Below are 24,322 nucleotides of genomic sequence, written 5' to 3' on the forward strand. Positions count from 1 at the left end.
TCGTCCTGCCACCGGCAACCCCCGCCATGCCTGAAATCGACGTCCCCGCGCTCACGCGCACCGTGCTGGCCTGCACCTTTGCCCTGACCTTCCTGTTCGGGGCGGTCCTGCAGCGCACGCACTTCTGCACCATGGGCGCTGTCTCCGACATCGTCAACATGGGCGACTGGACCCGCATGCGCATGTGGGTGCTGGCGATCGGCGTCGCGATGATCGGCACCGGTGTGCTGGCGTGGTCCGGACAGATCGATCCGGCGCGGACCATCTACGCGGCCGACAAGCTGACCTGGCTGTCGGCGCTGGTCGGCGGGCTGCTGTTCGGCTTCGGCATGGTGCTGGCCTCGGGGTGCGGCAGCAAGACGCTGGTGCGGATCGGCGCCGGCAACCTGAAGTCGCTGGTGGTATTCGTGTTCCTGGGCCTGTCGGCGTATATGACGCTGCGCGGGCTGTTCGGCGTGATTCGTGTCAATACCGTCGACGCGGTGGCGATGCAGCTGCCGACCTCGCAGGACCTGCCGTCGCTGCTGGCGCAGACCGGCCTGTCGCGCGGCACGCTGCAGCTGGTGCTGGGCCTGCTGCTCGGCGGCGTGCTGTCGCTGTGGGCGCTGGCCGGCAAGGGCTTCCGCACGTTCGACAACCTGCTCGGCGGCATCGCGGTCGGCCTGATCATCGTCGCGATGTGGTACGTGTCCGGCCATCTCGGCTTCGTGCCGGAAGATCCCGATACGCTGGAAGAGGTGTTCGTCGCCACCAACAGCGGCCGCATGGAAAGCCTGAGCTTCGTCGCGCCGTATGCCTATACGCTGGACTGGCTGATGATGTTCAGCGACAAGAGCAAGGTGCTGACGGTCGGCATCGTCAGCGTGATCGGCGTGATCGCCGGCGCCGCGGCCTATGCGCTGGCCTCGCGCACGTTCCGCTGGGAAGGCTTCGGCAATGCCGAGGATGTCGCCAACCATATCGTCGGCGGCATCCTGATGGGTGCGGGCGGCGTGACCGCGCTGGGCTGCACGATCGGGCAGGGCCTGTCGGGCGTATCGACGCTGGCGATCGGTTCCTTCATCGCGCTGGCCGGCATTCTGCTAGGCGCCGTGCTGGCGTTCCGCTATCAGATGTGGCGGCTCGAGCGGATGGTCTGAACGGCACGGTCAGGCATCACGGGGCCCGCCGCGAATCCAGCCCGCCAAGGGCATTGCCGTTGACATGAGCAAGCGAAGCTGACTATAATCGCGGCTTCGGTTTTTTCGGGTCGTTAGCTCAGCCGGTAGAGCAGCGGACTTTTAATCCGTTGGTCGCAGGTTCGAATCCTGCACGACCCACCAATACTGACAAGGGCTAGCGGGAGACTGCTGGCCCTTGTTGCCTTATGTGGTGTGGGTTTTCTTGCCTTCCGGCATGTTTCTGCCAACCTCGGCGGCAGCCCTAAGGATGGCTAGGCGGGCGGCAGCATAGGGGTCGGGACTCAATGCGTGGGCTTCGCAGTGCCGAGCGCCCGTATCGTCCTCTCTCCCATATACCTCTATCAGTTCCCCTATCCAGTTCGGCTGGTCCTCGAAATGCGCATCAAGGCGCAGCGTCACCAAGAGCCGGAGCGCGTCCCCGTCGTCGTCCCGTGGGTTCCAGGGCTTCCACCTGTAAGCGCCGTTGATCGAAATGCGGATGACGCCTCGGTGATAGGTAAGCCCCGCCGCCTTCGCGGCCAGCTCAAGCATTTCTTGGCCTGTCATCGCTTCCCCCCAATCTTCCCAATAGCGTCCGCCAGTCTATCAGTCAGCAAGTGGCTATAACGCTTCGTTGACACCACGGACTTGTGCCCCAGCACGCCGCCCACGGTGTACAAATCGACGCCCCGGTTAATCATCTCGGATGCAGCTCCATGACGCAGGTCGTGGAACCGAACATGCGGCAGTCCAGCAGCCTTCCGCGCTTTCTCCCACTGGCCCGAGAACCTGTCTCCGTCAATTGTGAACTTCACCCGGCGAGCGAGAACGGCGATCCTCGGATGGATCGGCACGATACGCGGCTTGCCGTTCTTCGTGTCAGCCAGTGAGAAACCGGCTTTCGTCACCTTGCCGCCCGCACTTGGCGATCCTCGCAAGCCCATGCTAGGCGCTCCAAATCCAGTGCGAGTGCTTGTGGTGGCGGACCTTCTTCAGCTCGAAGAAAAGCCGGATTTTCCCAAGGGTGGGTGCGTCGACTTCCACTTCTGCATGAATCGGGCCGAAAGGGTCGGGTGGCGAAAGCTGGCGGGTTGCGCTGCGAGCACTTCAGCCGAGAGCCCGGGGTGGATTAGAGAAGAAGGGGATTTTCTGCCTTCGAAGGTGCGTCACTGTACGTATTCACAGTATTTTGTGACGCGCTAAGTCCTTGATTCTTCGTGGAACCAAAGCCAGACGCCTGTATGAAAATACAGTTGTTTAGGACTTTTAATCCGTTGGTCGCAGGTTCGAATCCTGCACGACCCACCAGTATTGCGAAGGGCCTGTGGCGCAAGCCGCAGGCCCTTTTTGCATGGTGCCGCCGTGTCGCGGCCTGGCCGGGCGTCTCAGCGGCCCGGCGTCGGCGGCTGGGTCGGCGGCGTCGGCGTCTTGGTCGTCGTCGTGTTCGACTCGGTCTCGCGCATCGACACGAACAGGTCCCAGCTGGCGATGAACAGCGCGGCGATCAGCGGGCCGATCACGAAGCCGTTGATGCCGAACAGCGCCATGCCGCCCAGCGTCGAGATCAGGATCACCCAGTCCGGCATCTTGGTGTCCTTGCCGACCAGGATCGGGCGCAGCACGTTGTCGACGGCGCCGATCACCAGCGCGCCGAACGCGATCACCGTGATGCCCTTCCAGATCACGCCGGTCAGCAGGAAATAGATCGCGACCGGTCCCCAGATCAGGCCGGCGCCGACCGCGGGCAGCAGCGACAGCACCGCCATCACCACGCCCCACAGCACCGCGCCCTGGATGCCGAGCACCGCGAACAGCAGGCCGCCGAGCAGGCCCTGCAGCGCGGCCACGGCGATATTGCCCTTGATGGTCGCGCGGATCACGCCGGTGAACTTCAGCAGCAGCATCTGCTTGTGTTCGTCGCTCAGCGGCAGCGCCAGGCGGATCCTGCGCGTCAGCTTGGCGCCGTCGCGCAGCAGGAAGAACAGCAGATACAGCATCACGCCGAAGCTGATGACGAACTGGAAGGTGTTCTGGCCGATGCTGAGCGCCTGCGTGGCCAGGTACTGGCTGATCTGGCCCGCCGCGGTGGCCAGTTTTTCCTGGATCGAGGCGACGTCGTTGAGCTCGAGCCGGGTCAGCGCCGAGTTCAGGCTCGACGGCAGTGCCGCCACGGCCTGTTCGAAATAGGCGGTGAAATTGATATGGCCCGAGCGGATCTGGTGCACCACCGCGGTGGTTTCATTGAGCAGCGAGGCGGTGACCAGGAACATCGGCAGCACCACCACCAGCAGGCATAGCAGCAGCGTAATCAGCGCGGCGAGGTTCGGATGGCCGCGCATCTTGCGCGTCAGCAGATTGTTCAGCGGGGTGAAGATGATCGCCAGGATCACGCCCCAGAATACCGCGCCGAAAAACGGCTGGAGCACCCAGAAGAAGGCGATGGTGACGATGGCCAACAGGATGTAGAAGGCCTTCTGGTGCATGGCGGTTCAGTGTCGAGGTGTCAAGGACACGAGATGGAATGGGCGATGCGCCGGCGAGCTGGCGGCCCGCCCGGATGCCAGTGCGATCTGGTGTCCTGCGGCGGGTCGCGACGGTTCAGCGTACCAGCGGATCGTGAAAACCGGTATCGGCGCGTGCGCCGGCGGCGTCGCGGGCGGTCCCGGCTGCCGGGACATTGCCTTCGGGCGTCTGCGCGCGCGCCTGCTGAAAGGTCCGCCAGGCCCAGTAGCCTGCGCCGGCAACCGCGCCCAGCTTGGACAGCTTCCAGCCCCAGCGCAGCACCGGCACGCGCCGCATCAGCGGCAACGCCAGCGACAGTGCCGAGCTCATGACCGGATAGTCCTTGGCCATGCCGAGCAGCTTCCACATCGATTGGGGCCGCGCCATGCGCGGCAGCCAGGCGCCGATGCGGCCGATGTTGCGGACGCTGGCGCGCACGTCGGCAAGCGATTGCGCGCAATCGTAGCGTTCGAGGGCCGCGCGCGTGATCAGCAGTTCCTTGCGCACCGCCAGCGGCAGCCGCACCTCGCGGTCCGTGCGCCGGCGTGCCGGCGGTTCGGATCGGGCGGTCCGGGCGCCGACGCCGGTCGGCGGCATCGGCGGCAGTCCGGCTTCGTTCAGCGCCGCGGCCGAGGGCGCGGCGTAAGCGTCGGCCGACGATTCCGCGGAGGCGGCTGGCGTCGGGGCCGGTGTCGGGACCGGAGTGGAGGCCGGTGTTGGAGCGGGGGTCGGTGTCATTGGCGCAGGCTCTCCCGGTCCTTGTCGATTTCGGCCAGCGTGGCTTCGAACATCGGCGGCGAATTGCGGATGATGTTGCGTGCGGCGAGCAGGCAGATGCCGCCGAGCAGCAGATAGACCACGACCACCGCGCTCAGCGCCTGCACCCGGTAGTTGTCCCAGAACAGCAGCACGATCAGGCCGGTCAACGCGAACAGCGAGAGTCCGAAGAAGATCAGGCCGACCAGCGCCAGCAGCGCCATGCGCAACAGCCGCGATTTTTCCTCGGACAGTTCGACGCTGGCCAGTTCCAGTCGGGTCTGCACCATCGCCGCCACCGAGCTGCCCAGTGTGCGCAGCGAGTCCAGCAACTTGGGTGAGGAGGTGTCGGTCATGCGGTTCCGCTGATTGGAGTGTCGTCATGCGCCGCGTCGCGGCACCCGGCAGGAGGGGGCCCGCGCCGTCGGCGCGCCGCGGGCGCCCGCGAACGGGGGCCCGGCTTCGCGCCGGCGCAGGCCGGCAAGTCGCGGTCGGGCGCGGGAACCGGCTGGTTCCTTCGGCCCGACCGGCAGCCCTTACTTGCGATTCAGCAGCAGGCCGATCAGCAGACCGGCGCCGGCGGCGATGCCGACCGCGCGCCAGGGATGGTCATGTACGTAGTCGTCGGTGGCGCGGGCCGCGGCCTTGCTCTTGGTGACGACGGCGTCCTGCAGATCCTGCGCTTTTTCCTTGGCTTGCTTCAGCAGGCCCATGCCACGCTCGCGCAGTTCGGCGGCCTTCTCGCCGGTGGTCGAGGCGGCTTGCTTGAGCAGTTCCTCGGCATCGGACAGGACGGTTTTGACATCGCTCATCAGTTTCTCCTGGTTGCGGGCGGTTGTTTCGGATAGTTGCATGTTGGCCTTCCTCGCTCTCGTAGGGTGTCTTCGCCTTGCTGCGGTCCAAGCATTTCCTAGGATATGCGGCGCTCAGCAATGGTTTCAAGACAGCGAGTCCTACAAGTCATGTAGGACATCGGCGCAGCGCGAGGCAAACCTTAATCGTTTTGCCCGGCCGGCACGCCGTCAGGCGTCGCGCGCCGCTCCGGCGCGTCCCGATCGCGAGGTGGCGGCGGGTTTCGGCGTCACGCCGGAGTCTTCGACGATTGATTCGGCAAATGACTTCGCGTGATGTTGTAGTGACTTTATATTTGTTTGTGTCTCACCGCAATCGGAATAGACTGGTCTGAGTCCGGGCGCTGGCGGCCCGGAGGCAAGCAACATTGGACAGACGACTGACGACCGACAGGCAAGGAGGCAACCATGGCACTCAGGCTAGGCGACATTGCGCCGGACTTCGAACAGGATTCCAGCGAAGGCCGCATCCGCTTTCATCAATGGCTGGGCGACAGCTGGGGCGTGCTGTTCTCCCATCCGGCGGACTTCACGCCGGTCTGCACGACCGAGCTGGGACTGACGGCCAAGCTGAAGGACGAGTTTGCCAAGCGCAACGTCAAGGCGATCGCGCTGTCGGTCGACCCGGTCGAGTCGCACCTGGGCTGGATCCAGGACATCAACGAAACGCAGGGCTGCCAGGTCAATTTCCCGATCCTGGCCGACGCCGACCGCAAGGTGTCCGAGCTCTACGACATGATCCATCCGAACGCCAACGAGACGCTGACGGTGCGCTCGCTGTTCGTGATCGATCCGAACAAGAAGGTGCGGCTGATCATCACCTATCCGGCCAGCACCGGCCGCAACTTCAACGAGATCCTGCGCGTCATCGATTCGCTGCAGCTGACCGACAAGCATAGCGTGGCGACGCCCGGTAACTGGCAGCAGGGCGAGGATGTGGTGATCGTGCCGTCGTTGAAGGACGAAGAGGTGATCAAGCAGAAGTTCCCGAAGGGCTACAAGGCGATTCGCCCGTACCTGCGGATGACGCCGCAGCCGGACAAGCAGCAATAAGCGTCCCGGGAAACGAAAACAGAAACGGAAACGCCGCCCGGACCCGCGTGGTGCAAGCGGGCCCGGGCGGCGGCAACGGTGTCGTACCGACGGGTTCGCCCGTCGTCTCCTTGGTAGTGTGCTTTGGCCCGGCGACAGCCGGGCCTTTTTATTGGGCCGTGCTCGCGTGCCCGGCCCGGTTCCGCACGAGGTCGCTCAGAAGAATGCCTGGATGCCGGTCTGCGCGCGGCCCAGGATCAGCGCGTGGATGTCGTGCGTGCCCTCATAGGTGTTGACCACCTCGAGGTTGACCACATGGCGGATCACGCCGAACTCGTCCGAGATGCCGTTGCCGCCGAGCATGTCGCGCGCCACGCGGGCGATGTCGAGCGACTTGCCGCAGGAGTTGCGCTTCATGATCGAGGTGATCTCGACCGCCGCGGTGCCTTCGTCCTTCATCCGGCCCAGGCGCAGGCAGCCCTGCAGGCCCAGCGTGATCTCGGTCTGCATGTCGGCCAGTTTCTTCTGCACCAGCTGGGTCGCGGCCAGCGGGCGGCCGAACTGCTTGCGGTCCAGCGTGTACTGGCGTGCGGTATGCCAGCAGAACTCCGCGGCGCCGAGTGCGCCCCAGGCGATGCCATAGCGCGCCGAGTTCAGGCAGGTGAACGGACCCTTCAGGCCGCTGACGCCCGGCATCAGGTTCTCTTCCGGCACGAACACCTGGTCCATGACGATTTCGCCGGTGATCGAGGTACGCAGCCCGACCTTGCCGTGGATCGCCGGCGCGCTCAGGCCCTTCCAGCCCTTTTCCAGGATGAAGCCGCGGATGGTTTCCTTGCCGCCGTTCTGCGGATCGTCGGCGAGCTTCGCCCACACGACGAACACGTCGGCGATCGGCGAGTTGGTGATCCACATCTTGGCGCCGCTCAGCTCGTAGCCGCCGTCCACCTTCTTCGCGCGCGTCACCATCGAGCCCGGATCGGAGCCGTGGTTCGGCTCGGTCAGGCCGAAGCAGCCGATCCATTCGCCGGTGGCCAGCTTGGGCAGGTACTTCTGCTTCTGCGCCTCGCTGCCGAATTCGTAGATCGGCACCATCACCAGCGACGACTGCACGCTCATCATCGAGCGGTAGCCCGAATCGACGCGCTCGACCTCGCGCGCGATCAGGCCGTAGCTGACGTAGTTCAGTCCCGGGCCGCCGTACTGCTCGGGAATGGTCGGTCCGAGCAGGCCGAGTTCGCCCATCTCGCGGAAGATGGTCGCGTCGGTCTTTTCATGCCGGAACGACTCCAGCACGCGGGGCATCAGCTTGTCCTGGCAGTAGGCCGCGGCGGCGTCGCGCACCATGCGTTCGTCGGCGGTCAGTTGCTGGTCGAGCAGCAGCGGGTCGGCCCAGTGGAATTCGGCGTTGGCGGCCATCGAGGTCTCCTTCGGTAGAGCGGTAAACGCGGGTCAGCGTGATTGAAGTCGGTAATCGGCGCGGCGAACCGGCGGGCGACGTGCCGCCGGGCTTGTTTTGAAGTTCCGCATTGCGGAACTGTGTTCCGATGCGTTAGTATAGCGCAAAGCGTCCGGCCGGCAACACCCATGTCCTGCCGTCTGGAAACGCCCGGACTTCCTTTCACCGCATTTCAACGCCTTTCGACCGAGGAGCCCGCCGTGGCCAACTCCGACGTGCTTTCTCCCGCCGCCACCGCCGCCAACGAGGTTCCGGACGGCAAGCCCGAGCGTGCGGTGCGCGAGAGCGATCCGAACTTCGTCACCGCGCTGGCCCGGGGCCTGGAGCTGCTGCGGTGCTTTCGCACCGGCGAGTCGATGCTGGGCAACCAGGATTTCGTGCGGCGCACCGGCCTGCCGAAGGCGACCGTCAGCCGCCTGGCCGGCACGCTGGTGCAACTGGGGTATCTGCGCTACGACGACAGCCTGGGGAAGTACGCGCTGGACGCCGGCGTGCTGGCGCTCGGTTTTGCCTACCTGTCGGCCTCCGGCGTGGTGGCGCTGGCGCGGCCCCATATGCTGGCGTTCGCGCAGACGCATGGCGTGTCGGTGTCGCTCGGCAAGCGCGAGCGGCTGGAGGTCATCTATCTGGAGTCGATCCGCAACGATGCCGGCTCGATGCTGGGGCTCGGCGTCGGATCGCGGCTGTCGCTGGTGTCGAGTTCGATGGGGCGCGCCTATCTGGCGGCGCTGCCCGGGCCGAAGCGCGAACGCCTGCTGGCAGAATTCGCGCAGGCCTATCCGGAGCAATGGAAGGCGCAGCAGGCGCCGATGCGCGCGGCGGTGGCGGAGGCCGAGCAACGCGGCTACGCGGCCTCGTTCCGCGACTGGCACCCGGCCATCCACGCCTGTGCGGTGGCGTTCCGGCCGATCGGCGAGAAGGACATCCACATGCTCAGCTGCAGCGCGTCGTATGGCAGCGTCGACGAGGCGGTCTTCCACGAGACGCTGGCCCCGGCGCTGCGCGCGCTGGCGGCGCGGTTGTCGGAGGGCGCCGCGCGCTGAGAGCGGCGGCGTCCCGGCCGATGTGGTTGCTCGGGCCGCCGAGGCGGCCGAGGCGGCCGAAGCCGCTGAGCCGCTGAGCCGCTGAGGTGGCCGGGCCGCCGGGCCGCCGGGCCGCAGAAGCCGCCGCCCCGGTTATCCGAGTCGCTTGGGTCGCCGGGGCCGCTCAGCGAGCGATCGCCATCACAGGTCCGTGCGCAGCTTCCACAGCTCGGGGAACAGCACGATGTCGAGCATCTTGCGCAGATAGCCGACACCCTCGGTGCCGCCGGTGCCGCGCTTGAACCCGATCACGCGTTCGACCGTGGTGACATGGCGGAAGCGCCATTGGCGGAAGGCATCCTCCAGATCGACGAACTTCTCGCCGAGCTCGTACAGCTCCCAGTGCGCTTCGGGCCGGCGATAGACCTCGAGCCACGCCGCCTCGACCGAGGCGTTGTAGCCGGCCGGCTCGGTCCAGTCGCGCTCGAGGCAGGCCGCGTCGATCGCGAAGCCGCGCCGCGCCATCAGCCGGATCGCCTCGTCGTACAGCGACGGCGTGCGCAGCGCCTGCTCGACCAGCGCATGGTGCTGCGGACGGTGCGCGTGCGGGCGCAGCATCGCGGCGTTCTTGTTGCCGAGGATGAATTCGATCTCGCGGTACTGGAACGACTGGAAGCCCGACGACATCCCCAGATAGGGCCGCATCGCCGAATACTCCGGCGGCGTCATCGTCGCCAGCACGTTCCACGCCTGCACCAGCTGGTCCATGATGCGCGACACCCGCGTCAGCATCTTGAACGCCGGCGGCAGGTCGTCGCGCCGCACCGCTTCGCGCGCGGCGCGCAGCTCATGCAGCATCAGCTTCATCCACAGCTCGGTGGTCTGATGCTGGACGATGAACAGCATCTCGTTGTGATCCGGCGACAGCGGATGCTGCGCGTTCAGGATCTGGTCCAGCGCGAGATAGTCGCCGTAGCTCATCTGCTGGCGCATGTCGAGCTGGGCGCCATGCCACTGGTCGCCGGACCGGGTGCCGGCCTCGCGGGTCCCTTCTGCCTGGTGCGCCGCGCCGCCCGACATCGGGCAGCCGCCGTGTCCGGCCTTCATGTTCTTCGATTCCATGGTCATCGTTTCGCTCGCTGCTCAGGTCACCGCCGTGCGCGTCTGGAAGCGCGCCGCTTCGTAGGCGCCGCTGTCGAGCACGTCGCGCAGCACCTCCACTGCATCCCAGACGTCCGCAAAACCAGTGTAGAGCGGCGTGAAGCCGAAGCGGATGATCCGGGGCTCGCGGTAGTCGCCGATCACGCCGCGCTCGATCAGCGCCTGCATCACGGCATAGCCCTGCGGATGGGCGAAGCTGACCTGGCTGCCGCGGCGCGCATGCTCGCGCGGCGTGACCAGCGTCAGCGGATGATGGCCGCAGCGCGCTTCGACCAGCGCGATGAACAGGTCGGTCAGCTGCAGCGACTTGGCGCGCAGCGTCTGCATGTCGGTGCGGCCGAAGACCTCCAGCCCGCATTCGACCATCGCCAGCGACGTCATCGGCTGGGTGCCGCACAGGAAGCGCGAGACGCCGCTGCGCGGGCGATAGACGGGCTCCATCGCGAACGGCGCGGCGTGGCCCCACCAGCCCGACAGCGGTTGCCAGAACGCGTCGCGCAGCGCCGGCGCGACCCACAGGAAAGCTGGCGAACCAGGGCCGCCGTTCAGGTACTTGTAGGTGCAGCCGACCGCGTAGTCGGCGCCGGACTCGCGCAGCGCGACCGGCACCGCGCCCGCCGAATGCGCCAGATCCCAGACCGTCAGCGCGCCGCGCGCATGCGCCAGCTCGGTCAGCGCCGCCATGTCCAGCATCTCGCCGGTCTTGTAGTTGACGTGGGTCAGCATCAGCACCGCGGTATCGTCGCGCACCGCGGCGTCGATCTCGTCGGAGCTGTCGACCAGGCGCAGCGAATAGCCTTGCTGCAGCAGATCGGCCAGGCCCTGGGCGATATACAGATCGGTCGGGAAGTTGCTGCGCTCGGAGACGATGACCTTGCGGCCCGGCGCGCGCAGGCCCTGCACGCGCAGCGCGGCGGCCAGCACCTTGAACAGGTTGACCGAGGTGGTGTCGGTGACGACGACCTCGTCCGGGCCGGCGCCGACCAGCGGGGCCAGCAGATTGCCCAGGCGCTGCGGCAGCTCGAACCAGCCGGCGGTATTCCAGCTGCGGATCAGGCCCTCGCCCCATTCCTGCTCGACCACCTGGGCGGCGCGGGCCGCGGCCGCGCGCGGGCGGGCGCCCAGCGAATTGCCGTCCAGATAGATCACGCCGTCGGGCAGCGCGAAGGCGTCGCGCAGCGGGCGCAAGGGGTCTTGCCGGTCCAGCGACAGGCAGTGCTCGCGGGTAGTTGCGGTCATGGGTTCCTTGATGATGGTTGGCAATCGCCGTCGGGGGGCGATCGCTGTCAATGCCGGGATGCGGGGGTGCCGGGCCGGTCGCCGCTCAGGCCAGACTGCGCAGCACCGCCCGCACCGGGCTGGCGTCGAGCCCGGCAAGGCGCAGCGGCAGCGCGATCAGTTCGTAATCGCCGGGCGCGACGGCGTCGAGCACCAGCCCTTCGAGAATCGCCATCCGGCGCTTTCGCACCATCCGATGCGCGTCCATGGTCTTCGATTGCTGCGGATCGAGCGACGGCGTGTCGATACCGATCAGCCGCACGCCGTGTTCGGCCAGCAGCGCGATGGTTTCCGGCGCCACCGCGCAAAAGTCCGGGTCCCATTCGGCCAGCGGCGCGCTGCGGTAGGTCCGCAGCAGCACGCGCGGCGGCACGCGTGCCGGTGCGCTCGCCAGCGCGCCCGCGATCTGTTCCGGCCGGACCAGCGGCGCGGCGCCGATGCAATGGATCACGCGGCACGGGCCCAGGTACGGGTCCAGATCGACCTCGCCGATCGGCGCGCCGTCGGCCGCGTAGTGCAGCGGTGCGTCGGCATGCGCGCCGGTGTGCGGCGACAGCGTGATGCGGCCGACATTGACCGGGCAGTGCTCGTCCATCTGCCAGGCGGCCTGCTGCTGGAACGGCGTGTCGCCGGGCCAAACCGGCGTCGCCGGCGACAGCGGCGGGCTGATGTCCCACAGTGTGCGGGCCGGGGGCGAGGGCGGGGAAGCGGAAAAACCGTCGGACATGGGGCTGGCGCCTCGGTGAGGGGATGGATGGAATCCGGAAGCGATTGACGCGACACGGCGGTCGCGCCGCTCCGGGCATGATAGTCAAGATTCCGAGAAAGAGGCTTGCTATTTCGACGGCTGTCCCAGCCATATTTCGCATAGAATTCGATGAATCGAATTCATGATGAAATAATCTTCGACATGACCCTGGACCCGATCGATCTACGCATCCTGACCTGCCTGCAGCAGAACGGCCGCATCAGCAACCAGGACCTGGCCGAGCGCGTGGCGCTGTCGCCTTCGGCCTGCCTGCGGCGGGTGCGGCTGCTGGAGGAAAGCGGCGTGATCGGCGGCTATCGCGCGTGGTTCGACGCCGAGCGGCTGGGGCTGGAACTGGAGGCGATCGTGCAGGTGTCGATGCGGCCGGCGGTCGAGGGGTGGCACGACACGTTCAACGCGGCGGTGCAGTCGTGGCCCGAGGTGCTGTCGGCCTATGTGATCACCGGCGACAGCAACTACATCCTGCGCGTGCAGGCGCGCAATCTGAAGCACTACTCCGACTTCATCGTGAACCGGCTCTATCGGACGCCGGGCGTGATGGACATCCGCTCGAACATCGTGCTGCAGCGGATCAAGACCGAGGGCTCGCCATTGGCGCTGGTGCAGCCCGGCGCGCAGGGCTAGCGCGCCGCCCCGCGAGCAGCCGCCAGCCTGGCGGCTGCTCAGCGCCGCGCATGCAGCGCGATCAGCCGGCGCAGCGTTTCCTTCAGCTGGTCGCCCTGGCTGGCCCCGAACGCGGCCAGCACCTGGGCCTCATGTTCGGCCGCCTGCACCAGCAGCGGCCGGGCGCGTTCGCGGCCGCGCTCGGTGATCGATACCAGCGCCTGGCGCCGATCGGGCGCGCCTTCGCGGCGGCGCTCGACCAGGCCGTCGGCCGTCATGCGGTCGAGCAGCTTGGTCAGCGTGGGCTGCTTGGTCAGCGTGATATCGGCGAGCGCTCCGACCGTGCAGACGTCGCGGTCGGCCAGCGTCGCCAGCACGCGCCACTCGGGCACGCTCAGGCCCGCGGCCTCGACCTTGCGGTGGAATTCCCCCGATACCAGATGGCTGGCGCGCGCCAGCAGATAGGGCAGATAACCGTCGACGAAGGGCATGGTCACGTTCGGCCTGTTCGGCGGGCGCTGTGGGGGCGGCGCGTTCAGTCGCGCAGCGGGCAGGTGGTGGAGAACGCGCCGCCCTGGAACACCAGCGGCAGGCCGCCGCTGTCGTGGATGCCGCAGCGCTCGACCTCGCCGACGAAGATCACGTGATCGCCCTCGTCGTAACGGCTGCGGTTGTGGCATTCGAACCAGGCCAGCGCATTGGCCAGGATCGGCAGGCCGGTGGCGGACAGGCGGTAATCGACGCCGGCGAAGCGGTCGCCCTTGAGCGTGGCGAAGCGCTGGCACAGGTCCAGCTGCGTGGCGGCCAGCACGTTGATGATGTAGTGCGAGCCGCCCCGGAACATCGGCAGGCTGTTGGCGCGTGTGGCCATGCTCCACAGCACCAGCGGCGGATCGAGCGAGACCGAATTGAACGAGCTGGCGGTGATGCCGACGAAGGGCGGATCGGCCGGCGATTCGCGCATGGCGCGTGTGGTGATGACGGTCACCCCGGTGGCGAACTGCGACAGCGCGCGGCGGAAATGCAGCGCGTCGAAGTCCGGCGCGGCGGCCTGGCCGTGCGGCGTCGGGTCCCGGTCAGGCGGGTTGGCGTCGGGAAATCCCATAGGTCGGGTACCGCTGATTTCCATGAAATTTCATATATTATTTGCCGCAGAACGCAGAATCACAAGCGAAGAAACACAAGCAATCCATACGGGCGCGGGATCGCAAACGGCAAGGCGGGGCTTTGCTGCGATTGCCGCGGAACGCACCGAGGGGCGGGGCCCGGCCCCCAATCAGCAGCAGAGGAGGAGCGTCATGCTCGTCGAGCAGATCGAACACCGCTGGCTGGCGGCCTTTCGGCGGACGCTGGAGCTGTGCGCGCTTTCCGCGGGTGAAGTTGTCGGCATTGTATCGGAGTCGCAATCCCGACAAGTCATCGTGGACTTGGCCGAGCTGGCCGTACAGGCGCTGGGTGCGACCCCGATCCGCGTGCGCGTGCCGACCCCCGCGCTGCAGGCGCCGGCGCCGGTGCGCTCGACCGGCGCCAGCGACGCGTTGCAGCGGCTTGAACCGGTCGTCGCCGCGCTGTCGCGCTGCCATCTGGTGCTGGACTGCACCGTCGAAGGCCTGCTGCATGCGCCCGAATTGCCGCGGATCCTGCAGGGCGCCGACGGCGTCGTGCCGCGGCTGCTGATGATCAGCAACGAACATCCCGAAATTCTGGAACGCTGCGTGCCCGATCCCGAGCTCGAGACCGCCGTGCGCGCGGCAATGCGGCGGCTGCGCGGTGCATCCGGGATGCGCGTGACCTCCGGCGCCGGCACCGACCTGCGCATCGGCCTGGCCGGCGCGCGCGTCGGCGGCGTCTGGGGCTATTGCAACAAGCCGGGCCAGGTCGCGCACTGGCCGGGCGGGCTGTGCCTCGCGTTCCCTGCCACCGGGCAGGTCAACGGCACGCTGGTGCTGGCGCCGGGCGACGTCAACCTGACCTTCAAGACCTATCTGCGCGATACGGTGGTCTGCCATGTCGAGAACGACTACATCGTCGGCATCGAGGGCAACGGCGTCGATGCCGACATGATGCGCGGCTATTACGCGGCCTGGGCCGACAAGGAGGGCACGCGCGACGCCTACGCGGTCTCGCATGTCGGCTGGGGCATGAACCCGCTGGCGCGCTGGGACGCGCTGACCTTCTACGATCGGCGCGACTGCAACGGCACCGAGCTGCGCGCGTTCGCCGGCAATTTCCTTTACTCGACGGGCGCCAACGAAGTGGCCGGCCGCCATACGCTCGGCCATTTCGATCTGCCGCTGCGCGGCTGCACGGTGACGCTCGATGGCGTGGCCGAGGTCGAGCAGGGCCGGCTGGCGGCCATGCCGGGGTGACCCGTCTATCCGCCGATTCGCCTACCCGTTCCAAGACAGGAGCTTCGATGTCCCAGCCTGACTTCCGCCGCGACGCCGATCGCGATGCCACGATCCGCCACGCCAACGGCATCGCCACGCTGGTCCGCGGCGACGGTCCCGTCGCGGTCGTGATGCTGCATGGCATCGGCGGCGGCAAGGCGGCGTGGCCCGCGCAGTTCGACGCGCTCGGCGACGCCGGCTATCGCGCCGTCGCCTGGGACATGCCCGGCTACGGCGACAGCGCGACGATCGATCCTTACGACTTCGCCGGCCTCGCCGCCGCGCTGGCGCCGGTGCTGCAAGCGGAGCGCGATGCCGGGCGGCGCGTGGTGCTGCTCGGCCACAGCATGGGCGGCATGGTCGCGCAGCAGGCCTGTGCGGCGATGCCCGCGGCGATCGACGGCATGGTGCTGTCGGGCACCTCGCCGGCTTTCGGCAAGGCCGACGGCGACTGGCAGCGCGGCTTCATCGCGGCCCGCACCGCGCCGCTCGACGCGGGCCGCACGATGGCCGAGATGGCGGCCGGCCTGGTGCGCGGCATGGTCGCGCCTGATGCGCCGGCGGACGCGGTGGCCTTCGCCACGCGCGTGATGGCGAGCGTGCCGCCCGACACCTATCGCGCCGCGCTGCATGCGCTGGTGCGGTTCGACCAGCGCGAGGCACTGGCGCGCATCGCGGTGCCGGTGCTGGCGCTGGCCGGCGAGCACGACGCCAATGCCGCGCCGGCCGTGATGGAACGGATGGCGGCGCGCATCCCCGGCGCCGAGTACCGCTGCCTGCCGGGCGTCGGCCATCTGGCCTGCATGGAGCGGCCGGCGCGGTTCAACGAGGCCGTGCTCGATTTCCTGGCGCGGCATTTTCCGGTCCGCTGACGTCGGCCCGGACGTGTCGAAGCCACGCGCCACCGCACCACGGCACCACGGCACCACGGCACAACCGCACCACCGCACCACGGCACAACCGGACCGACGCACCGACGCATTACCGCACCCAACGCATAACAAGCTGACCACGAGAGACACCATCATGCCCCTGGACTTCGTTCCCGCTGTCGGCGAGGCCGATTTCACCGACGATCAGGTCCGTCTGCTGACGCTGGCCAACCGGCTCGGCCGCGAACGCTTCGCGCCGCGCGCGGCGCAATGGGACCGCGAGGCAAGCTTCCCGTTCGCCAACTACGACGACCTGCGCGAGGCCGGGCTGCTGGCGCTGTGCGTGCCGAAGGCCTTCGGCGGCGAGGGCGCGGACTTCGCGACCTACTGCATGATCGGCGCGGAGATCGGCCGCTTCTGCGGCGCCACCGCGCTGACCTTCAACATGCATATCTGCTCGACGATGTGGACCGGCATGCTGGCCGACGGCATCGCGATGACCGACGCGCAGCGCGCCGAACACGCGGCCCGTCGCGAGCTGCATTTCGCGCGCGTGGTCAAGGACGGCGCCGTCTATGCGCAGCCGTTCTCCGAAGGCTCGGCGGCCGCGGCCGGCAAGGCGCCGTTCGGCACCACCGCGCGCAAGGTCGACGGCGGCTGGCTGCTGAACGGCCGCAAGATCTTCGCGTCGCTGTCGGGCGCGGCCGACTACTACGGCATCCTCTGCACCGAGGACCGCGGCGATCATCATCCCGACATGCGCGACACGCTGTATATCGCGGTGCCCGGCAAGGCGGAAGGACTGACCGTGACCGGCGACTGGGATCCGATGGGCATGCGCGGCACGGTCTCGCGCACGCTGCTGCTCAAGGACGTGTTCGTGCCCGACGACGAGCAACTGATGCCGCGCGGCGTCTACTATAAGGCTGCGCAGACCTGGCCCGCGATGTTCTTCACGCTGTCGCCGACGTATCTCGGCGTGGCGCAGGCCGCCTATGACTTCACCGTGCAATACCTGCGCGGCGAAGTGCCCGGGCAGCCCCCGGTCAAGCGCCGGATGTACCCGACCAAGCAGATCGCGGTGGCGCAGATGCGCATCCAGCTCGAGTCGATGCGCTCGCTGTTCTGGCGCGTCATCCACGAGGCGCGGCCCAACCCGACCAAGGACCAGCGCATGCGTCTCTATGCCGCGCACTACGCGGTGATGGAGGGGGCCAACGATATCGCACGGCTGGCGATCCGCACCTGCGGCGGCCAGTCGATGCTCAAGGACCTGCCGCTCGAGCGGCTCTATCGCGATTCGCGCTGCGGCGCGCTGATGCTGCCGTGGACCGCCGAGCTGATCCTCGACCGCATGGGCCGCGAGACGCTGTACGAACCGGGCGAGCGCGACGAATGAGCGGCGCCTGCGGAGGACGGCCGCATCTGGATGCGGCCAGCGTCGGCGCGCTGCTGCGGCCGCTGCACGCGCTGGCCGACACGCAGCCGCAACGCCCGGCGCTGCATGTTGGCGGCCGCACGATCGGCTATGCCAAGCTGTGGAGCCGCATCGAGCGCGTCGCCGCGCATCTGCTGGCCGACTGGGGCATCGCGCGCGGCGACCGTGTGGCGACGCTATGCCTGAACCACGATCTGCAGCTGGCGCTGCTGTTCGCCTGCGCGCGGCTCGGCGCGATCTTCGTGCCGCTGAACTACCGGCTGGCGGTGCCGGAGCTTGCCGCCATCGCATCGCACGCCGGCGTGCGCGCGATCTTCCATGACGATGCGCATGCGCAGACCGCGGCGGCGGTCGCGCGTGCCGCCGAAGGCGATGCGTTGCCCCGTACGTTGTCCGGTGCCGTCCGCCATGCCCATATCGACCGGCTGATCGACAGTCCGGCCCCGCCCGAGCCGACCGAAGCACCGATCGGCCCGATGCCCGACGACACGCCGCTGCTGCTGGTCTACACGTCCGGCACCACCGGTCAGCCCAAGGGCGCGCTGCATACGCAGGCGGCGCTGCTGGCCAATGCGCGCGCCAGCTGGTGGGCGCACGAGATGCGCGACAGCGACCATGTCCTGTCGACGCTGCCGCTGTTCCATGTGGGCGGGCTGTGCATCCAGACCGTGCCGGCGCTGCTGCTCGGTGCGCAGGTAACCCTGCACGAGCGCTTCACGCCCGACGCCTGGCTTGACGCGCTGGCGCAAGCACGGCCGACGCTGTCGCTGATGGTGCCGGCCACGCTGCGCGCGGTGCTCGAGCATCCCGGCTGGGCCGACGCCGACCTGAGCGTGCTGCGCGGCGTGATGGCGGGCTCGTCGACGATCCCGCGCGCCTATATCGATGCCTTTCATGCGCGCGGCGTGCCGCTGGGGCAGGTCTACGGTGCCACCGAGACCGGTCCGGTATCGATCGTGCTGCGCCTGCACGAGGCGATGGCGCGGCCCGGTTATGCGGGCTGGCCGCAGCCCGAGGCGCAGGTGCGGCTGCTTGGCCGCGACGGCAACGAAGTGGCGGACGGCGAGGTCGGCGAGATCTGCATCCGCGCCAGCAATCTGATGCAGGGCTACTGGCGCGAGCCATCCCATCCCGGTTTTGTCGACGGCTGGTTCCGCTCGGGCGATCTGGCGCATCGCGACGCCGACGGCTGCATCGAGGTGGTCGGGCGCAGCAAGGACATGATCATCTCGGGCGGCGAGAACATCTATCCGGCCGAGATCGAGAACGCGCTGGTCGCGTTGCCCGGCGTGGCCGAATGCGCGGTGGTGGGTTTGCCCGATCCGCGCTGGGGCGAGGTGCCGGTGGCGGTCATCGTCCCCGCGGCGGGCGCGGACCGCGCGGCGCTCGCCACCGAACCGCTGCGCAAGGCGTTGGCGGAGCGCATTGCCCGCTTCAAGCTGCCGCGCGAGGTGGTGCTGCTCGACGCGCTGCCCAGGAGCGCGCTCGGCAAGGTCCTGAAGCCGCAGTTGCGCGCGACGCTGGAGGCGGCGCGGGGCGGCAGCGGCGGCAGCGGCGGCACGAACTGAGCGCGGCGGGTATCATCGTTCGATCGCGCCTTGCCGCGCATCCCAACGGGTAAGCATCCATGGAAGATCGAACCGAAATCGCCACGCTCGGTGGCGGCTGCTTCTGGTGCCTGGAGGCGGTCTATCAGCAGGTCGAGGGCGTGACCGCGGTGGAGTCCGGCTATACCGGCGGCCATGTCGACGATCCCAGCTATGAGCAGGTCTGCAGTGGTGACACCGGCCATGCCGAAGTGGTGCGGGTGTCGTTCGATCCGTCGGTGATCTCCTATCGCGAGATCCTCGAGATCTTCTTCGCGATCCACGATCCGACCACGCTCAATCGCCAGGGCAACGACGTCGGCACGCAATACCGCTCGGTGATCTACACCCACTCGGACGCGCAACGTGCGACCGCGCAGCAGGTGATGGCCGACATCGCCGCGCGCCAGCTGTACGACGGGCCGCTGGTCACGCAGGTCGAGCCGGCGCAGCGCTACTGGCGCGCCGAGGCCTATCACCAGAACTACTTCCGCAATCATCCCGAACAGGGCTATTGCGCCTTCGTGATCTCGCCGAAGGTGGCCAAGTTCCGCAAGAGCTTCGCGCACCGCTTGCGCGCGCAGTAAGCGCGCAGTAAGCGCGCAATACGCCAATCACAGCCAACACGGCAGCGGCGAGACGCTACACACCCAGCCGCTGCGCGATCGCTTCCGCCAGCCGCGCCAGCGTCAGCGGCGCGCAACCTTCGGCGTTGTTGCTGACGATCAGATAGGCCGGTTGCCCGGCCTGCAGCGTACGCACGGCCAGATCGGCCGCGGCCGCCAGCGTCTGCGGATCGAGCGCGCGCAGCCGGTCGAACGGTTCGAACGCCGCCTCGGCCTGCTCGTAGCCATAGCCCTGATGCAGCAGCCAGCGCAGCACCAGCGGCCCCGGCTCGCCCTCGTCGCGCAACGCCTGCGCCGCGGCCTGGCGCGCCAGCGGCGGCATGCGGTCGCGCGCGGCACAGCCGAAACGCACGCGATGCGCGCGCAGCAGCTTGATGAAGCGCGGCGTCAGCAGTTCGGGGTCGCGCAGTTCCACCGCGTAGCAGGCGTTCGGCGTCTGCGCCGGGTCGAGCGCGGGCAGCGCCGACAGGAAGGCATCGAGCCGCGACAGGAAGCCGGCGGCATCGGCCGCCATCGCGCGCAGCGGCGACAGCTGGAACAGCAGCGGCCCGCATTTGGCGCCCAGCCCAGCGGTGGCCGGCGCAATGAAGTCGCGGATCGCGATCTCGACATCGAGGAATGCCGCGTTGGCGAGCCGGCCGGCGCCATTGCTGGCGCGCAGCCACGGATCGCAGACGCTGGCGGGCGCCTTGACCAGGAAGCGGAAATCGTCGGGCACCTGCGCCGCGTAGGCCAGATAGTCGGCCAGCGGAATCGGCGCGTAGAAGCCGCGGTCCACGCCGGCCGCGCGCAGCAGCGGATGGCTGGCGTAGGCGCCGAGGCCCTTGCGCGACAGCAGGCTGTCGCTGTAGTCGCCGTCGTAGACCAGGCCCTTCCAGCCGGGATAGGACCAGGTCGAGGTGCCGAGATAAAGATGAGCGGGCAGGCGCGCGGCCAGCGCCGCCAGTTCCGCCGAGGGCGCGACCGGCTGGACCGTCTTGCCGCGCCGGGCCGGTTTGGCGCCCGTTGCGGACGCGGCCGGGGCCGCGGGGTCGGCGGGGGCTGCGGTAGAAGCGATGCGACCCGATGTCGTGTCGGACACCGGGTCGCCGAACAGATCTTCAGTCAAAGGGGGTTCAGTCGAGCCTGATGGAGTCGGCGAGTCGGCAACGTCGGCGTCAAGCCAGGACCTCAATCCAGCGTCTTGTCGTAGATGTAATGGCGCGACCAGGGCAGCGTGCTCGACGGCTGGGTCGCCTTGTGGCAGACCACCTGGTAGATCGACATCTTCTCGCTGTCGAAGGCCTGCGCGCAGCCGGCCAGATAGACCCGCCAGATGCGGTATTTCTTCTCGCCGACCATCGCGCGGATGGTCTCGCCGTGCGCCTCGAAGTTGTCGGCCCAGTGCCGCAGCGTCTGCGCATAGTGCCGGCGCAGCAGCTCGACGTCGTAGGCCTCGAGGCCGCCCTTGGCAAGCGTATGCAGCACCATGCCGATATGCGGCAGCTCGCCCTGCGGGAACACGTAGCGGTCCATGAACTGCGCGCCGTCCATCGGCACCTTGCCGCTGTCCGGGTCGGGCGAGGTGATGCCATGGTTCATCGCGATGCCGTCGTCGGCCAGCAGCTCGCACATGCGGCTGAAGTAGGTGACCAGGTTTTCCTTGCCGACGTGTTCGAACATGCCGACGCTGGTGATGCGGTCGAACGTGCCGGTGACGTCGCGGTAGTCCTGCAACCGGATCTCGATCTGGTCCTGCAGTCCGGCCTGCCTGACGCGCTCGGTCGCCAGCGCGAACTGGTTCTCCGACAGCGTGATGCCGACGCAGCGCGCGCCGAACTTCTGCGCGGCGCGCAGCACCAGCGCGCCCCAGCCGCAGCCGATGTCGAGCAGCGTCTGGCCCGGCTGCACGCGGATCTTGGTCAGGATGTGGTCGATCTTCTTCAGCTGCGCGGTGGCCAGGTCCTCGGTGCCGTGCTCGAAGTACGCGCACGAGTAGACCATGTTCGGGTCCAGCCACAGCTTGTAGAAGTCGTTGGAGACGTCGTAGTGGTATTCGATCGACGCCTTGTCTTCCTGCTTGGTATGGGTGAAGCGTTGCGCGACGCGCGCCAGCGTGCTGCCGGCCAGCTGCGTGGTCGCGCGCGAGAAGCCGTAGCCGACCGCGATGATGTCGGCGAGCTTGCCTTCCAGATCGATCTTCTGCTGGACGTAGGCCTCGCCCAGATTGTCCAGCGTCGGCGTCAGCAGCAGCGGCAGCGCGCCGGCCTCGCGCACGGTCAGCGTGACCGCGGGTTGTTCGAAGTTGCCCAGCGCGTATTCATGGCCATTCCAGAGCCGCAGCTTGACGGGCAGGTTGGCCTTGTCGCGCAGTTCCGCGACCCAGCGCTCCAGTTGCGTGTCCAGTGCTTGCTTGAAAAACATGCGGCTTTCCTCCTGATGAATGGCGGCATATTTCCGAACGAACAGCTGTGGGCGGCCTCGCTGCCAGATATATCAAGCTGTGCCATACCCAACGCCAGAGCCCGCTGCCGGGTGCGTCTGGCGTTTCACTTTATACGCCAAACCGCGCCGGTGTGCAGTGCACTGCCTAGACCCCATGTCGATGTCAGGGGCAAAACAGGCACAGCGCAGCGCGCCCGTCAGAACGATCACGGCGACAGGCGCGCGATGCGCCAGCTGCCGTCCGGCTGGCGCAGGTAAGCGATGCGATCGTGCAGCCGCGACGGGCGGCCCTGCCAGAACTCGACGCGCGTCGGCGCCACGCGATATCCGCCCCAATGCGGCGGCCGCGGCGGGTTCTCGCCGAAGCGCTGGCGGAACTCGGCCTCGCGCTGTTCCAGCAGCGCGCGGTCGGCCACCTCCTGGCTCTGCGCCGAAGCCCAGGCGCCGATGCGCGAGCCCAGCGGCCGTGAGGCAAAGTAGGCATCGCTCTCGGCGTCGCTGACCTTTTCGACGACGCCTTCGATGCGCACCTGCCGTTCGAGCTGAACCCAGTGGAACAGCAGCGCGGCGCGCGGGTTGACCGCGAGGTCCAGCCCCTTGCGGCTCTCGTAATTGGTGAAGAAGGTGAAGCCGCGCTCGTCGATGCCCTTGAGCAGCACGATGCGGGCCGACGGCTGGCCGCTTGCATCGACGGTGGCCAGCGTCATCGCATTGGGCTCGGGCAGCTTGGCGGTCAGCGCTTCCTCGAACCAGCGTTCGAACTGCGCGATGGGTTGGGGCGCGACATCGGCTTCGGTGAGGGAACCGAGCACATAGGTACGACGGAGATCGGCGAGTTGCGTCATGGCGGGAAGGGCAGCGGCATGGCCGCGGAGGGGATGGCTGAAGATTCCTGAACGGTTCTCCGATCGCGTCGGCGCACCTGCTTGCGCGCGGTCGATATGCGGATCCGGATGCCTCGAGTATAGCGAACGCATCCCGGCCCGCGAGCCGGCTCCGACCGGGCTCCGCTTGGCCTTCCCACCGGGGCGGCCTTCAGGCGGCCGGCGGCGGCAGCTTGCGCGTCCGTCCGCGCGAATAGAAACCGGCGACGCCCATCGCGCCGGCCATCGACAAGAAGATCGGCAGCATGCCCAGCGCGGTGCCGACCACGCCGAAGGTCAGCGGCCAGACCACCTGGCTGGTGTTCAGCACGGCCGAGCGCAGGCCCAGCGCCTCGCCGGCGCGGCCCGACGGCGACGCGCTATGCAGGATGTTCATCACGTTGGGCTGCGCGCTGCCGAGCGCCAGTCCCAGCACGAACGCCAGACAGCACATCAGCCAGAACGTCGAGACGAAGGGATAGAGCAGGTAGGCGATGCCGCCGACCAGCAGCGCGCCGCGGATGATCTTCCATTCGGACAGATGGCGCGTGACCAGCGGCATCGCGATGCGGATCGCCAGCGTGGCGATCGCGAAGGCGCCGAGCACCCAGCCGATCGACGAGGGCGACAGGCCGACGCGCGTGCCCTGGATCGGGATCAGGAAGGCATGCAGGTCCCACGCGGCGGACAGCACCGCGCTGGCGACGAAGACGGCGCGCAGCTCGGGCACCATCAGCAGGTCCAGCGCGGAGCCGCGGCTGCCATCGAGCGCTGCCTGGCGCGCCGCGCCGGCGCCCTGCGCGGGCAGGCGGTCATGGACGAGCCGCAGCCCGATCTGGCCGATCAGCGCGACGCCGACCAGCAGCAGGAAGGCGGGGCGGTAGCCGGCGTGCTCGATCACGTAGCCGACCACCACCGGACCGAGCGTGCCCGACACCGACAGGCCCAGCGCATGCCAGGTGTAGTTGCGAAGACGGGTCTCGTCGGTCGACAGCTGGCCGATCAGCAGCTGCATCGCGACCTGGACCAGCATGAAGCCGACACCGATCAGCGCGCACGACAGGTACAGCGCGGCGATGCTCGGCCAGATCGCCGGCAACAGCGTGCCGCCGACCACCATCAGCGAGCCCGCCGTCATCGGCCGGCGCGGCCCGATCTGGTCGATGCGGCGCCCCGCGCGGATCGCCAGCAGCATCGGCAGCAGCGCGTACAGCGACATCAGCAGGCCGAGCGTGATGGTCGAGGCCTTCAGCGAAATGGCGAACAGGGAAACGACGACGCGGCTGGCGTTGAACGCCACGTGGTTGCACACCGTCAGCGCGATCAGAACACTGATCGGCATGGCGGCGGCGGGATACGGCGTCATTCGTGCAGGGACCGGGAGGCGGAAGGTGGAACGAAGGACCGGAAAGACCGGAAGACGGGAACAACCCGAAAAAAGACGAACGGGGGGCGGCATGCGCCGCGCCCCGCAACAGGCGGCATCCTGAAGGACGTCACCTGCAAATTGCCATCCGTTTACAGCGTCGT

General features: G+C 68.0%; 26 protein-coding genes and 1 tRNA gene. 11 read left to right on the forward strand and 16 right to left on the reverse strand.

The annotated features are described in order from the left end of the window. Nucleotides 1-26: 26 nt before the first annotated feature. Both FOB47_RS13225 and FOB47_RS13230 read left to right on the forward strand, forming a co-directional pair. The gene (locus tag FOB47_RS13225; RefSeq protein ID WP_053821219.1) at nucleotides 27-1,139 is read left to right on the forward strand and encodes a YeeE/YedE family protein; all 1,113 of its coding nucleotides are present in this window, start codon (nucleotides 27-29) and stop codon (nucleotides 1,137-1,139) included. Between the two features lie 107 nt (nucleotides 1,140-1,246). After that, nucleotides 1,247-1,322 (forward strand) — tRNA-Lys (locus FOB47_RS13230). A gap of 42 nt (nucleotides 1,323-1,364) precedes the next feature. On the opposite strand, the gene FOB47_RS13235 is transcribed toward FOB47_RS13230, so the two are convergent. The 6 genes from FOB47_RS13235 to FOB47_RS13260 all read right to left on the reverse strand — a co-directional run bounded on the left by FOB47_RS13235 (nucleotide 1,365) and on the right by FOB47_RS13260 (nucleotide 5,272). Then, nucleotides 1,365-1,712, reverse strand: coding sequence for a hypothetical protein (locus tag FOB47_RS13235; protein ID WP_174781286.1), 348 nt, complete (start codon nucleotides 1,710-1,712; stop codon nucleotides 1,365-1,367). 11 nt (nucleotides 1,713-1,723) lie between these two features. Then, nucleotides 1,724-2,104 (reverse strand): site-specific integrase, encoded by a 381-nt coding sequence (locus tag FOB47_RS13240; protein ID WP_174781287.1) that lies wholly within the window; start codon nucleotides 2,102-2,104, stop codon nucleotides 1,724-1,726. Nucleotides 2,105-2,545: 441 nt separating this feature from the next. Next, nucleotides 2,546-3,643, reverse strand: a complete 1,098-nt coding sequence (locus FOB47_RS13245; RefSeq protein ID WP_006578190.1) for an AI-2E family transporter — start codon at nucleotides 3,641-3,643, stop codon at nucleotides 2,546-2,548. A 115-nt stretch (nucleotides 3,644-3,758) separates the two neighbouring features. Next, complete coding sequence (locus tag FOB47_RS13250; protein ID WP_082371402.1) at nucleotides 3,759-4,400, reverse strand: DUF3318 domain-containing protein; 642 nt, start codon at nucleotides 4,398-4,400, stop codon at nucleotides 3,759-3,761. Beyond that, nucleotides 4,397-4,774 carry a phage holin family protein gene (locus tag FOB47_RS13255; RefSeq protein ID WP_053821221.1) on the reverse strand — a complete coding sequence of 126 codons (378 nt, stop codon included), beginning with the start codon at nucleotides 4,772-4,774 and terminating at the stop codon, nucleotides 4,397-4,399. The genes FOB47_RS13250 and FOB47_RS13255 overlap by 4 nt, the downstream gene beginning before the upstream one ends. Before the next feature lie 180 nt (nucleotides 4,775-4,954). Further along, nucleotides 4,955-5,272, reverse strand: coding sequence for an ElaB/YgaM/YqjD family protein (locus tag FOB47_RS13260; RefSeq protein WP_315904136.1), 318 nt, complete (start codon nucleotides 5,270-5,272; stop codon nucleotides 4,955-4,957). Here FOB47_RS13260 and FOB47_RS13265 point away from each other — a divergent pair. After that, nucleotides 5,271-5,546 carry a hypothetical protein gene (locus tag FOB47_RS13265; RefSeq protein WP_144425743.1) on the forward strand — a complete coding sequence of 92 codons (276 nt, stop codon included), beginning with the start codon at nucleotides 5,271-5,273 and terminating at the stop codon, nucleotides 5,544-5,546. The genes FOB47_RS13260 and FOB47_RS13265 overlap by 2 nt on opposite strands. A gap of 131 nt (nucleotides 5,547-5,677) precedes the next feature. After that, nucleotides 5,678-6,322 (forward strand): peroxiredoxin, encoded by a 645-nt coding sequence (locus tag FOB47_RS13270; RefSeq protein WP_053821222.1) that lies wholly within the window; start codon nucleotides 5,678-5,680, stop codon nucleotides 6,320-6,322. Between the two features lie 195 nt (nucleotides 6,323-6,517). Here FOB47_RS13270 and FOB47_RS13275 read toward each other — a convergent pair whose 3' ends face one another. Then, nucleotides 6,518-7,720 (reverse strand): acyl-CoA dehydrogenase, encoded by a 1,203-nt coding sequence (locus tag FOB47_RS13275; protein WP_053821223.1) that lies wholly within the window; start codon nucleotides 7,718-7,720, stop codon nucleotides 6,518-6,520. A gap of 255 nt (nucleotides 7,721-7,975) precedes the next feature. On the opposite strand from FOB47_RS13275, the gene FOB47_RS13280 reads away from it, so the two are divergent. Beyond that, on the forward strand, nucleotides 7,976-8,803 hold the full coding sequence (locus FOB47_RS13280) for an IclR family transcriptional regulator (protein ID WP_390884818.1): 828 nt from the start codon (nucleotides 7,976-7,978) through the stop codon (nucleotides 8,801-8,803). A gap of 180 nt (nucleotides 8,804-8,983) precedes the next feature. Here FOB47_RS13280 and kynA read toward each other — a convergent pair whose 3' ends face one another. The 3 genes from kynA to kynB form a co-directional block, all read right to left on the reverse strand. Then, on the reverse strand, nucleotides 8,984-9,862 hold the full coding sequence (kynA, locus tag FOB47_RS13285; protein WP_174782425.1) for a tryptophan 2,3-dioxygenase: 879 nt from the start codon (nucleotides 9,860-9,862) through the stop codon (nucleotides 8,984-8,986). A gap of 63 nt (nucleotides 9,863-9,925) precedes the next feature. After that, a complete protein-coding gene (gene kynU / locus FOB47_RS13290) occupies nucleotides 9,926-11,182 on the reverse strand; it encodes a kynureninase (RefSeq protein ID WP_174781288.1) in 1,257 nt (418 codons plus the stop codon). 85 nt (nucleotides 11,183-11,267) lie between these two features. Further along, entirely contained in the window at nucleotides 11,268-11,948 is a 681-nt protein-coding gene (kynB, locus tag FOB47_RS13295) for an arylformamidase (protein ID WP_174781289.1), read from the reverse strand. Nucleotides 11,949-12,131: 183 nt separating this feature from the next. Here kynB and FOB47_RS13300 point away from each other — a divergent pair, with 183 nt between their 5' ends. Continuing rightward, complete coding sequence (locus FOB47_RS13300; protein WP_053821225.1) at nucleotides 12,132-12,614, forward strand: Lrp/AsnC family transcriptional regulator; 483 nt, start codon at nucleotides 12,132-12,134, stop codon at nucleotides 12,612-12,614. Nucleotides 12,615-12,652: 38 nt separating this feature from the next. Here the strand turns inward: FOB47_RS13300 and FOB47_RS13305 are convergent, their stop codons facing one another. Then, on the reverse strand, nucleotides 12,653-13,084 hold the full coding sequence (locus FOB47_RS13305) for a MarR family winged helix-turn-helix transcriptional regulator (protein ID WP_006578454.1): 432 nt from the start codon (nucleotides 13,082-13,084) through the stop codon (nucleotides 12,653-12,655). A gap of 44 nt (nucleotides 13,085-13,128) precedes the next feature. Further along, entirely contained in the window at nucleotides 13,129-13,698 is a 570-nt protein-coding gene (locus FOB47_RS13310) for a flavin reductase family protein (RefSeq protein WP_053821226.1), read from the reverse strand. Between the two features lie 193 nt (nucleotides 13,699-13,891). Here FOB47_RS13310 and FOB47_RS13315 point away from each other — a divergent pair, with 193 nt between their 5' ends. The 5 genes from FOB47_RS13315 (at nucleotide 13,892) to msrA (ending at nucleotide 19,466) form a co-directional block, all read left to right on the forward strand. After that, nucleotides 13,892-14,962 carry a 2,5-dihydroxypyridine 5,6-dioxygenase NicX family protein gene (locus FOB47_RS13315; protein ID WP_174781290.1) on the forward strand — a complete coding sequence of 357 codons (1,071 nt, stop codon included), beginning with the start codon at nucleotides 13,892-13,894 and terminating at the stop codon, nucleotides 14,960-14,962. Between the two features lie 47 nt (nucleotides 14,963-15,009). Then, nucleotides 15,010-15,855 carry an alpha/beta fold hydrolase gene (locus FOB47_RS13320; protein ID WP_174781291.1) on the forward strand — a complete coding sequence of 282 codons (846 nt, stop codon included), beginning with the start codon at nucleotides 15,010-15,012 and terminating at the stop codon, nucleotides 15,853-15,855. Nucleotides 15,856-16,009: 154 nt separating this feature from the next. Continuing rightward, nucleotides 16,010-17,254, forward strand: a complete 1,245-nt coding sequence (locus FOB47_RS13325; protein ID WP_174781292.1) for an acyl-CoA dehydrogenase family protein — start codon at nucleotides 16,010-16,012, stop codon at nucleotides 17,252-17,254. Beyond that, a complete protein-coding gene (locus FOB47_RS13330) occupies nucleotides 17,251-18,861 on the forward strand; it encodes a class I adenylate-forming enzyme family protein (protein WP_174781293.1) in 1,611 nt (536 codons plus the stop codon). Before FOB47_RS13325 ends, FOB47_RS13330 begins: the two co-directional genes overlap by 4 nt. Nucleotides 18,862-18,920: 59 nt before the next feature. Continuing rightward, nucleotides 18,921-19,466 carry a peptide-methionine (S)-S-oxide reductase MsrA gene (gene msrA, locus FOB47_RS13335; RefSeq protein WP_053821230.1) on the forward strand — a complete coding sequence of 182 codons (546 nt, stop codon included), beginning with the start codon at nucleotides 18,921-18,923 and terminating at the stop codon, nucleotides 19,464-19,466. Nucleotides 19,467-19,521: 55 nt separating this feature from the next. Here msrA and FOB47_RS13340 read toward each other — a convergent pair whose 3' ends face one another. The 4 genes from FOB47_RS13340 to FOB47_RS13355 all read right to left on the reverse strand — a co-directional run bounded on the left by FOB47_RS13340 (nucleotide 19,522) and on the right by FOB47_RS13355 (nucleotide 24,158). Next, nucleotides 19,522-20,613 carry a DUF72 domain-containing protein gene (locus FOB47_RS13340; RefSeq protein WP_244959416.1) on the reverse strand — a complete coding sequence of 364 codons (1,092 nt, stop codon included), beginning with the start codon at nucleotides 20,611-20,613 and terminating at the stop codon, nucleotides 19,522-19,524. Between the two features lie 62 nt (nucleotides 20,614-20,675). After that, nucleotides 20,676-21,908 carry an SAM-dependent methyltransferase gene (locus tag FOB47_RS13345; protein ID WP_053821231.1) on the reverse strand — a complete coding sequence of 411 codons (1,233 nt, stop codon included), beginning with the start codon at nucleotides 21,906-21,908 and terminating at the stop codon, nucleotides 20,676-20,678. A 227-nt stretch (nucleotides 21,909-22,135) separates the two neighbouring features. Continuing rightward, nucleotides 22,136-22,774 (reverse strand): pyridoxamine 5'-phosphate oxidase, encoded by a 639-nt coding sequence (gene pdxH / locus FOB47_RS13350; RefSeq protein WP_053821232.1) that lies wholly within the window; start codon nucleotides 22,772-22,774, stop codon nucleotides 22,136-22,138. Nucleotides 22,775-22,964: 190 nt separating this feature from the next. After that, complete coding sequence (locus tag FOB47_RS13355) at nucleotides 22,965-24,158, reverse strand: MFS transporter (RefSeq protein ID WP_174781294.1); 1,194 nt, start codon at nucleotides 24,156-24,158, stop codon at nucleotides 22,965-22,967. Between the last annotated feature and the right edge of the window lie 164 nt (nucleotides 24,159-24,322).

It is taken from the genome of Cupriavidus gilardii (assembly GCF_013347325.1).
Lineage (GTDB): Bacteria > Pseudomonadota > Gammaproteobacteria > Burkholderiales > Burkholderiaceae > Cupriavidus > Cupriavidus gilardii.